This window comes from Candidatus Profftia lariciata (assembly GCF_020541265.1).
Lineage (GTDB): Bacteria > Pseudomonadota > Gammaproteobacteria > Enterobacterales > Enterobacteriaceae > Profftia > Profftia lariciata.
This window is the reverse complement of the sequence record NZ_CP045925.1, coordinates 433,859-445,573: the sequence shown is the minus strand read 5'-3', so window position 1 is coordinate 445,573 and position 11,715 is coordinate 433,859. Positions and strand designations below refer to the sequence as shown.

General features: G+C 19.2%; 5 protein-coding genes. 4 read left to right on the top strand and 1 reads right to left on the bottom strand.

Annotated features, from left to right (window positions below):
- The first annotated feature begins 290 nt into the window (after window positions 1–290).
- The 4 genes from GII40_RS01030 to kefB all read left to right on the top strand — a co-directional run bounded on the left by GII40_RS01030 (window position 291) and on the right by kefB (window position 7,218).
- A complete protein-coding gene (locus GII40_RS01030; RefSeq protein ID WP_226813542.1) occupies window positions 291–764 on the top strand; it encodes a DUF494 family protein in 474 nt (157 codons plus the stop codon).
- A 378-nt stretch (window positions 765–1,142) separates the two neighbouring features.
- Complete coding sequence (gene tsaC, locus GII40_RS01025; RefSeq protein ID WP_226813541.1) at window positions 1,143–1,721, top strand: L-threonylcarbamoyladenylate synthase type 1 TsaC; 579 nt, start codon at window positions 1,143–1,145, stop codon at window positions 1,719–1,721.
- Window positions 1,722–1,729: 8 nt separating this feature from the next.
- Window positions 1,730–2,539: a shikimate dehydrogenase gene (gene aroE, locus GII40_RS01020; protein ID WP_226813540.1), complete on the top strand. Its 810-nt coding sequence runs from the start codon at window positions 1,730–1,732 to the stop codon at window positions 2,537–2,539.
- Between the two features lie 2,927 nt (window positions 2,540–5,466).
- Window positions 5,467–7,218 (top strand): glutathione-regulated potassium-efflux system protein KefB, encoded by a 1,752-nt coding sequence (gene kefB / locus GII40_RS01015; protein WP_239022573.1) that lies wholly within the window; start codon window positions 5,467–5,469, stop codon window positions 7,216–7,218.
- Between the two features lie 1,042 nt (window positions 7,219–8,260).
- On the opposite strand, the gene bamC is transcribed toward kefB, so the two are convergent.
- Window positions 8,261–8,863 (bottom strand): outer membrane protein assembly factor BamC, encoded by a 603-nt coding sequence (gene bamC / locus GII40_RS01010; protein ID WP_226813538.1) that lies wholly within the window; start codon window positions 8,861–8,863, stop codon window positions 8,261–8,263.
- Window positions 8,864–11,715 lie beyond the last annotated feature (2,852 nt).

Sequence of the window (11,715 nt, the reverse complement as noted above, 5' to 3'; positions counted from 1 at the left end):
AATTTTGAAAAATATAATTATATTATTGTTTGCATAATAAATGTATATTAATTATATATTGTTATATAATAAAAAATATTTTTATAATATAATAACAAAATTACAAAATTATTTATTGTTAACACATAACATCATTATCATTGATCAATGTATTGAATAACGTAGAATATGAGGTAATATCTATTGATACATCTTTATTAAAGAAATAGATATAAAAACCTATAAACTAATAACTGTAAATAACATTTAAATTTTTTCTAGCGGCTATGTTCGACTAAAGAGGGCTAGCCATGTTCGACGTATTAATGTATCTTTTTGAAACTTATATACATACTGCATCGGGTATTCAAGTTGATCAAGATAAGCTTACTGATGATTTAACTCGTGTAGGGTTTGCAAAAAAAGACATATATAATGCCCTAGGTTGGTTGGAGAAGCTAGCTATAATGCAAGAAAATAATACCATGCCATATACTGCATGTACAAATACAAATGTAATGCGTATTTATACAGATGACGAGATTATACGTCTCAATAGTGAGTGCCGAGGATTTTTACTTTTTCTTGAGCAAATTAAATTATTAACTCCTGAAACAAGAGAAATGGTTATTGATCGTGTTATGGCACTAGATGCAGATCAATTAAATCTTGAGGATTTAGAGTGGGTAGTATTGATCGTTCTATTTAACATTCCTGGTCATGAATATGCTTATAAACAAATGGAAGAATTATTGTTTGACTTTCGTGATGGATACTTACATTAACTATTTCGTTGCATAAATTAAAGTAATATTAATGCAGTCAGTTATTATGTTTATTATTTAGTAATAATTTATTTAAAATAAAAAGTATAAAAACATTGTTTTTGTTAAGATTTTATAAATTTTTTATTAATTTTTATGTACTATATAATATCTAGCAAGTAATATTTTATTATATTGAATCAACTAAATAAATAGATATTTTATTACTTGTTGCATTATTTATTAAATTTTATTTTATTGTGATTTTATAAGATAAATAAGAATACATATAATGTATATTATAATAATGGTTATTATAATATAACCTAACATTAAATGTATTAATTTTGTTAATTATAGTAATATTATAGTTAATTTACAATAAATTAATCAAATAAAATGAAAATAGTACAAAATAAACAACAAAAAACATTATTAGTTACTGTGCTAAATGAGTTAAATAATCAAAAAGTTATTGCTTATCCTACTGAAGCGGTTTTCGGTTTAGGTTGTAATCCTGATAGTGAATCTGCAGTGCATACTTTATATAATTTAAAACAACGTTCATATAATAAAGGTTTAATTTTAGTGGCTGCAAAATATGAACAACTATTACCATATATTGACGATACTAAATTATCAGATACAAGATTACAACAAATGTTTTCTTATAAATATAAACCAGTTACTTGGGTGATGCCTATAAAAAGAACAACTCCTAAATGGCTAATAGGTAGTTTTTCCACTATTGCTGTACGTGTTAGTTATCATCCTGTAGTTCAAATACTTTGTGAACAGTTTGGTAAACCGTTGGTTTCTACAAGTGCTAATATAAATGGTCTTAAGCCTTGTCGTACAGCGCAAGAAGTACGTTTACATTTTGGTTATAACTTGAATATGCTTGATTTAACAATTGGTCATAATCTATATCCATCTGAAATTCGAGATGCACTAACTAATAAATTGTTTAGAAAATGAGAATATAAATGAAAAAATTTGCAATTTTTGGGAATCCTGTTAAGCATAGCAAGTCACCATTCATACATCAATTATTTAGTAAACAGACTGGTATTGCTCTTGATTATGACATGATTTTAACTCCTATTGATAACTTTCAACAAAATATTAAATCATTTTTTGCATGTAAAGAAGCCATTGGAGCAAATATTACAACCCCTTTTAAAGAACAAGCTTATCATTATGCAGATGAATTAACTCAAAGAGCTTTATTAGCAGGAGCGGTAAATACTTTAAAAATTTTAAAAAATGGTTGTTTATTAGGCGATAATACTGATGGTATAGGTCTACTAAGTGATATGCAGCGTTTAAATATGATTAGTTCTAAAACCAAAGTTTTATTGCTAGGATCAGGTGGTGCTGCACGTGGTATAATTGAACCATTATTGTCAATAAAATGTAACCTTACTATTACCAATAGAACTTATAGTCGCGCGCAAGAACTAGTTAGGATCTTTAGTTATTTAGGTAATATTACTTCTATTACTTTTGATCAACTTCAAGACAAAAAGTTTGATTTGATAATAAATGCAACATCGTCAGGCATTCATGGTATAGTACCGGAAATACCTTCCGAGATTATCAATAAACATACTTCTTGCTATGATCTTTTTTATCAAACAACACTAACACCTTTTTTATCTTGGGCTCAAAATAAAGGTGCACAACAATTAGCTGATGGTTCTGGCATGTTAGTAGAACAAGCAGCTCATTCATTTTTATTATGGCATGGCATTATGCCGGAAAGATTATCAGTACTACAAAAAATACGCGAATAATGTTCAAAAAAATAATTTTTTATTTTTTAACAAACATTTTATAAATGTATCAGTATTAAAAAATATGTTATTTAGAATGATAAAAATTATACTTATGTTATACTTAAAATATAACATATTGAATTAATTTTAATAAATAATCATCAAAGTAATAAAAAATAATATTTTATTTTATACCATTATTTATATATATTCATATCAAAAATATTAAATTTTAATATTATTATTTTAAATATATTTATATATTAATGCACAAAACATTTATTCAAAATAATTTATTTTTATAATAAAATATTACAATAATATTGTTTGCTTTATACGCTTAATAAACACTATAAAATTTTTATTATTAATCATCCATTTTAATAACAGTACTAAAAATTTTATTTTTTGTGATAGATTTTTGAATTAATTTAAATAAAAGTATTTTTTTTATTTATAACACATTAATTTATAATTAAGTAGTATGATCTATAAGACATTCATTATAGATAATAATATTATTATTTTACCTAATTTACTATAGAAATAATATTAATACTAAGAATATATTTTATTTATAAAATATTATATAAATATATTATTTAATATTAAATAGACATATTTAATATTTTTATTATTTATTATTAAATAATATTGGCCTCAAGAATCATAGTCATAAAATGACTTATGATTGTATCATATAAAATTACACTTTTTATTAAAGACAATATATATCACATACATATTATATGTTATCATAGTTATATTTAAACATTTTTATTATATTAAATATATTTAATATTGATTTTATAGTGTTATATTATTTGATTATAAATATGTTATATATTTTTGATTATTGAATTTAATATATATTATACATATATATTTAATTTTTCATTTAATTGTTATTATTATAGATCAATTGCATTAATTATATGCTTAAATTAAGCAATAAGATAAACTTGTGTATTATATTTTTGTTATCTCATCTGACTTAAGATAATAATATTAAATATTATTATAATGAAAATAATTATAAATTACTAATTATTATAATATAAATTATAGTATTATTGAGATATTTACTATAATAAATATTATTTAAAAAATAAAATAAATAATTTTAAAGTTTTTTTAAAAAATACTATTATATAGTAATATATATAAAAAATTTGCATCTATAATAATAAGATTACTTAATATAAATATTCATAGTAATAAATAAATATTTTAAATAGTAAATTACTGCAAATGATATTTAATAAATGTATTTTTTTTATTACAATACTAATTAAATATAAATAAAATATTTATTTTAATAAATTTTATTTAATGCATTTCATATAATTATAAATTTTATAAATATAATAATTAATAAAAATTAATATTTTAAAAAATAAATATTTTTTACTAAATCATATTTATTTTCTTTAATTATTAACTTATTAATAAAATGATTTAAGTATCATAAGTAATGAATTTATTTTACTTTGATAATTTGCTATATATTAAAATAACTAATAAGTTATACTATAATATTTTGATGTCAATTTAACTAAGATAGTTATGTTTATATAAATTATATTAATATAATTATTTCAGTATATTTGTTGATACTATAAAAATTAATATTATAATATATTATAAGTATTTATTTTTTTAAAGATAAAGAACTTTATGAAATCAATAATATATTTATTAAATATACAGTAATTTTTATTATTACTACTTATAACTTAATTATAGAGTACTGTGTAACAAGTAATCAGGATTCTATAACAGAAATCATATTATTTTATTAAATTATATAATATAAAAATATTTCTAGAGTAAGATTAATTACAAATAATGAAAATTATAATAAAATAATTTTTTTTAATTCTTGAAATTAATATACAATAAATATATATGATATAATAAACAATTTATTCTATAAATTAAAAATAATTATATATTTATATAATAATATTTTACTTTAATAAAAATACAAAACAACAATTATTATTGTCAATAACATTATCAATAATCTTTAAAAAATACTAAAATTTTGATATTACTAAGTTTATTTTTTATTAAATAATTACATTTTTTAATAAAATAATAATATTTATTATTCTTCTAGTAAACTTATAAAGTTTACTAGCCTAATTCAACATAATTATTAGATATATCATATATATTTTATATTACATAAATAAAGTAATTATAATCATACAATCATAATATTTTATTACACTTATAATATGATAAATGATTATTTATTACGTACACAATAATTAGTATTAAGAAAATAAGTAGAATAATAATTATTATTAGATAAACTTAATAATATTTATAATATCTACTCATTATCATTTTATAAAAAAGATAAAAATATCATAATTATTACTATGATATTTTTACTTAAAATTACAAAATTTTTTATATTATGTTATATGTAATACATATAATAAAATAATAATAACAATTATTTTAATAATTTTGTTTATATGCATAATATGTCATAAATACTGTATAAACATCATCTTATTATATTTAAATACTAATTATATAATTACAGTCATTTTACATTTATAAAGTATATGATATGTACTTTAATATGTTATTCTTTTACACAAGCATATACAAGTGTTGTCTCAAAAATATTATTATAAATTTATTTACTATAAAGTATCCTATATTAATTGACCATATAAATAATAATCAACAATATATAATGAAAACATTTTTAAATTCTTTAAAGTTTCGTAATGGTATTGATGATAAATATTACTTATTATACATAAGTAGTGCATTAATCTCAAAAATTAACAACGACTATATTAAGAATAAATATCAAATCTTATTACAAATATATAGAACCAGTTCTTTCTATAGATGGTTTATTTATGACTGAAGATAGCTCACTATTACCTGCAATAATACTATTTTTATTTGCAGCAGTTATGGTAGTAACCATTGCCCAGAGAATTGGTATTGGCACTGTACTGGGTTTCTTAATTACAGGTATTATAATTGGTCCTTGGGGTCTAGGATTTATTCGAGATGTTGATGCAATTCTTCATTTTTCAGAATTAGGTGTTGTCTTTTTATTGTTTCTTATTGGTTTAGAACTAAAACCAAATAAATTATGGACTTTAAGAAAATCAATTTTTGGCATTGGTGCAGGACAAGTTTTAATAACTTCTACTACTCTATGCGGATTATTATTACTAACAAATTTATCATGGAAAGCAGCTATTATTGTAGGTATTGGGCTAGCTATGTCATCAACATCCATGGCCTTACAAATTATGCAAGAAAAAAATATGGATCTTAATGAAGGAGGAAAACTTGGATTTTCGGTACTATTATTTCAAGATATGCTTGTTATTCCTGTATTAGCATTAATTCCTGTGCTCGTAAGTTCTAATATCCAAAAAATTAATTGGATATTTATTATAATAAAAATTAGTGTACTATTAGGCATGTTAATTGGAGGTAATTATTTATTACGTCCTATTTTTCGTTACATTACTGCAACTGGTATACGTGAAATATTTACTGCTGCAGCATTATTAGTCGTTTTAGGATCAGCTATCTTAATGGAGATATTAGGTATATCAATGGCAATGGGTACTTTTATAGCAGGTGTGCTATTAGCTGAAAGCGAATTTCAACATGAACTAGAAATGTCTATCGAGCCCTTTAAAGGATTACTTCTGGGATTATTTTTTATTTCCGTTGGTATGTCATTAAATGTTAGCATTTTATATACTCATTTATTCTTAATATTAATAGGCGTAATAATTTTAATTTTAATAAAAAGTGGTATATTATATCTTTTAGCTCGAATTATAGGTATTCGTAGCCCCATAAGAATACAGCTTGCTTCTGTGCTAAGTCAAGGTGGCGAGTTTGCATTTGTACTTTTTTCGGCAGCTAGTATTCAAAAATTACTAGAAGAAAATCAGATAGCTTTATTATCAGTCATTGTAACTATTTCTATGGCAACTACTCCTCTAATGATGAAAATAGTCGATAAAATATTAGAAAAACGTTATAATAAGTCGAAAATACATAAAAAATCATCTTCTATTACAGATGAACATAAACCTCATGTTATTATCGTAGGTTTTGGTCGTTTTGGCCAAATTATAGGACGTCTATTAGTAATGAATAAAATACGTATTACTATTTTAGAGCGTAATGTTAGTACTATAAGTATAATTCGTCGTTATGGTTATAAGGTTTATTACGGAGATGCTACTGAGCTAGAACTTTTACATATAGCTGGTATAGCCAATGCTACAGCTATTATTATTGTTTGCAATAAACCAGCAGATATAATGACGATAGTATATTTGTGTAAACAACATTTTCCGCATTTAAAAATATTAGCGAGAGCACGTAGCCGAGTTGAAGCACATGAACTTATTGTAGCCGGCGTACATCAGTTTAGTCGTGAAACATTTTCTAGTGCATTAGATTTAGGTCATAAGGCATTAATAGAGATAGGTATGAATGCACATAAAGCATATAAAGCTAAACAGAACTTTCGTCGTTTAGATATACGTATGTTAAAAAAACTCATGTCCTATCATAAAGTTGATATCACACAGAGTTCATGTATAAAAGAAGATAAACTAGAATTAGAAGATATCCTTCAATATGAAATGCAAAAACAAGAAAAATATATAAATAAGTGGGATAAATAAATTTATTATATAAATAATCTATTCATTGATAATTAGCATTAATTAATATATAAAACATATTTATCTTAAAAAGATATAACTTACTACTATAAGTACTACAATACATTAAATATATACAGCTTAAGTTACTAGCATGTTTATTTTTTACCACAAATATTACGGATAATATTTAATTTTAGCAAAGAATTATAGTTAATAAATAAAATAAAATATTTTTATGTAATTAAAATATAATTTATCATTAAAAAATTTATATGTTTTAAAACTAAATTACATAACATTAAGATCAATTTTTATAAAGTTTTTTATTTGTATTGGTTTATTATTATAAATAGTTTACTAAAAATAAATCTATAAGTAATTAACTTTTTAAGTTATTCATAATATATTCTATATTAATATATATTATATACAATAATTAAATGATTATTACTTATGATAATATTAACATAAATATATTGTATATATATAACTACTTTATTACTGGTATAACGAAATAAATATATTAAATATTATCTTTAGAAGATATACTATATCATTACTATTCATAGTAAAATATATTTTATATTATTTATTGAATTATATATATAATATATTAAATATATCATTTATAATGATAACTATTATATCATAGTTATTAAAATTTTAGAGATTGTATTAATTGATTTTAAAAATCTGCAATGATAAGTTATTTAACTATTTACTATGCAATAGTCTGCATATAAATTATTAATATACATATTATATAGTATATAACAATGACTTATGATAATTGATAGATATGTCATTATATTAATTTTTACTATAAAAATAATATATTTAATTATAATAATGTATAAATATAAATTACATGTACTAATTTTATAATTATTTAATTATAGTTACTTATTATTGTATTTTTTCTTAAGAAAATCTCATTAATGTAATTATAAATAATCTTATACAGAATATAAATAATACATTAAGATAAAAAATAATTTTATTTATCTCATAAATAATAATTTTTATATACTATAGTATACTAAGAGTTAGCATAATCATATCATTGATCAATTTGGTGGTTATAAGCTAATGCGCCTAATAAATCATTTATTACATAAATTGTATAACGTTGAATATTATCTTCCTCAGTAATAATGGTATTTCCTTGTTGTAAATTTAGTGATTTAACAATAAATGCGGTTTGATAGTTATTTTTTTGTTGTATAGAAATTTGATAGCGACCTTTATACTGTAAATTTTTATCAACTTGTTGAAATATAATCCAATTAGTTATTATTTTTTTTTCTGCATAATTATAATAAGAAATAGGATAGTTATTTTGTTTAATAACATGTATAACCTCAGTCCACAGATCTTTTTCTTTTAAAATATTGTCAATTAATACAGTTGCTATATTATTAGTCAAATAACTAAAGGAATTGTTTAATAAAGGTAAAATATGTACTGGTGGTCTAATATCCAGAGATTTACCAATTTTACCATTACCTAAAAACATAGGAATATTATAAGTATTATTGTGAAGTGGTAGTATTATTCCCTTTGGTGTTTTTAAATCAGATAACATAGAAGCATGAAGATACTGTTCTGTACCATTAATCTGATGTTTATAAAGTTGATTAGTTGAGCATGCAGGTATCATCATAACTAAACAAATTCTTATAAAGAAAAACAACAATAATTTTTGTACTAAGTACACTATGTAGTTTCCTTAAGTAACAGAAATTTTTTATATATTAATGATTATTGTATTATAAAATTTATATTTTTATAAAAAGTTAAATTATTTAGAAAATTTATGTAGTATATACAAGATATATTGTTAGATTATTTTTAGCATTATGTTATCAAATATAAATTTATTAAAAACTATAAGTCTTATCTTTTAATTAATAACATAAAAATTATTCTTGTAATAATCATTTTCATATTCATTACTTGTGTGTTATTTCAAGCTATTACTAATTATTATTAGTATATTATATTAAAAAACTATAATTAAATAATTATTCAAATATATTTATTACAAAGCATTATCTAATAATAATAATTATACTGCATTAACATACAAGCTATATAAAAGAGTGTATAATATCTTTTACATAATACATTGTAAATATTTACATCTAAAAATTACGCAATTCATAGATAATACCTATTAATTAAGCATTGTTAAAATATCTAGTTAATTATTATAAATAACTCAGTACATAATACAAGATTATATCTTAATTAATTATTGTATGATCTTATAAAAACATAAAAATTATTTTCATATTTAATTTTATTAATATTAATATCTTCAATGGTTTTCTTTAATTATTATCATCTTTATAAGATTTAAGTTAATTATACTATTATGTATTCAAAATATACAATCTACATTTACTATTATTTAAGATTAGTATATTTAATAATTTTTATACTCTAAATATAAATAATAATATGAAAAATATTAACATATTTAAGATAGATATCTAAATAATATTAATTATGCTATATTATAAGGATAATATACTATAACTATAATATAGTGTATTTATTATACATATAATGATTCAGATCATAATAAAATACCTAATCAAGTCATACTTTATTAGGTATTGATAATAACATACTTGATAAGTATCTATAATATATAATTAAAATATGTTATTTTTGTTAAAATATATAAAATATTTTATATCATACATACATAACAACTTAATAAATATTATATATTATTTGCGTACTAATTAAATATAAATATAAAACAAGTTTGCTGAACAATTTTTACAAAATTAAATCATTGATTATGTATTAATGATAATTTAATAAAATGTTATTCAAAAATATACTATTGATAGATAGATTACAAATGTAGATTTTTTATTTAAAAAAATATGTTATTTTGTTTGTTTATAAATAATATACATTAATATGATTTAAATATTATTAGAAATGTAATGATATATCTTATATGATAAGATATAGTTTTAGTAAAAAATAAAATTAAAATGTATCAGTAATAATATTAAATTATTCATCATAAAAATATTTTTTATGATTTTCAAAAGAAATTATAAATTAAGATAAAATTTTATTTAAATAATATAAATAATTGAATATGTTGAATTTATTTAATAAGTAGTAACATTTTAAAATAAATTTAAAATGTATTATCTATATTTTCTTGAAGATTTATAATATTAATTAGACATATTTAACATAATATAATTTTAAAAATTACATATACAATATATTAAAATTAAAAATAATATTTTTTATATATTTAGTTTATGATTGATAATAAATTATCATTGTATTAATAAATATCTTGGATAATTTTTTTATAATTAGTACATTACAATAAAATATTAAAGCACATAATCTATAAATAATATAGATCTAGTATTTTAGTAATATTATATAAGTTATATAACTATAATGTTCATACATTATCTTATTTATTAGATAATATTACTAATATAATGTTAATTGATTATGATGAATAACTAATTTATTATCAATTCTTATATAGAGTATTACTAGATTTAAAAAAATTATTGAAAAATTATAAGAATAAAGATACTATATAATATATTTTAGATATATTAATTATTAAAAATAATTATTATAAATTATAAATAACTCTAATATATCTTAGCATAACTAAGATATAAAATATATTATATTTCTTTTAAAGAAATACATAATTATATATATTATTAAATATATGATACATATTTAATATAATTTTAATAATTAAGTAATTAGCATAAAATATAATGTTTTATTTTCTATACTTTATTTAATAAATAGTAGTGCAGAAAAATTGTAATAATAATTTATTCAGTCATTATTTAATAAATTTATATATAATAATTATAATAAAAATTTCAAATTAGATAATTTTCATTATACTACTCTTAAACATTAATAACCTATATATCCTTAAGATATATTTATTATAATAATTTATTAAAAATATATTAATACTAAAATAAATAGATATGTATTTATTTAAATTAATAAACTTATTAAGGAATAATATATTAATTAAATTATTTCTTATTCAAGAGAAATATCTTAATCTTATTAATCAATTATTTATAATAATATTTTAATCAATAGATATACTTATATAATCACATATCTTCTTATTTAATAATAACGTATTTAATCGATAGAATAATAATTTATTAGTTAATGTTGTTTATTAATAATTCCCCATTATTAAGTAATAATGCATTATAGTTATTTTAAATGAAAATCTTAATTCTTATTGAACATATTAATGTTTGGAAATATCTATATATTACTTCAAACAATAGCCTTGCTTTTTAAATTAATATTTTTTATTTTATAATAAAATTTGTTAAGTATAAACAAATAATTGTACGTAAAAATTACTTATTAAGTATTAATAGTATATAACAGTATCTGTTATATATAAAAAATTATTGATTTTTTACTAAAATTAAAACTTTTTTAATTTTTAAAAAAAATAATTAATTA

What these genes read in the sequence shown, in the direction of transcription:
- tsaC (WP_226813541.1), top strand. Translation starts at nt 1,143, where the DNA reads ATGAAAATAGTACAAAATAAACAACAAAAAACATTATTAGTTACTGTG.
- GII40_RS01030 (WP_226813542.1), top strand. Translation starts at nt 291, where the DNA reads ATGTTCGACGTATTAATGTATCTTTTTGAAACTTATATACATACTGCA.
- kefB (WP_239022573.1), top strand. Translation starts at nt 5,467, where the DNA reads ATGGTAGTAACCATTGCCCAGAGAATTGGTATTGGCACTGTACTGGGT.
- aroE (WP_226813540.1), top strand. Translation starts at nt 1,730, where the DNA reads ATGAAAAAATTTGCAATTTTTGGGAATCCTGTTAAGCATAGCAAGTCA.
- bamC (WP_226813538.1), bottom strand. Translation starts at nt 8,863, where the DNA reads ATGATGATACCTGCATGCTCAACTAATCAACTTTATAAACATCAGATT.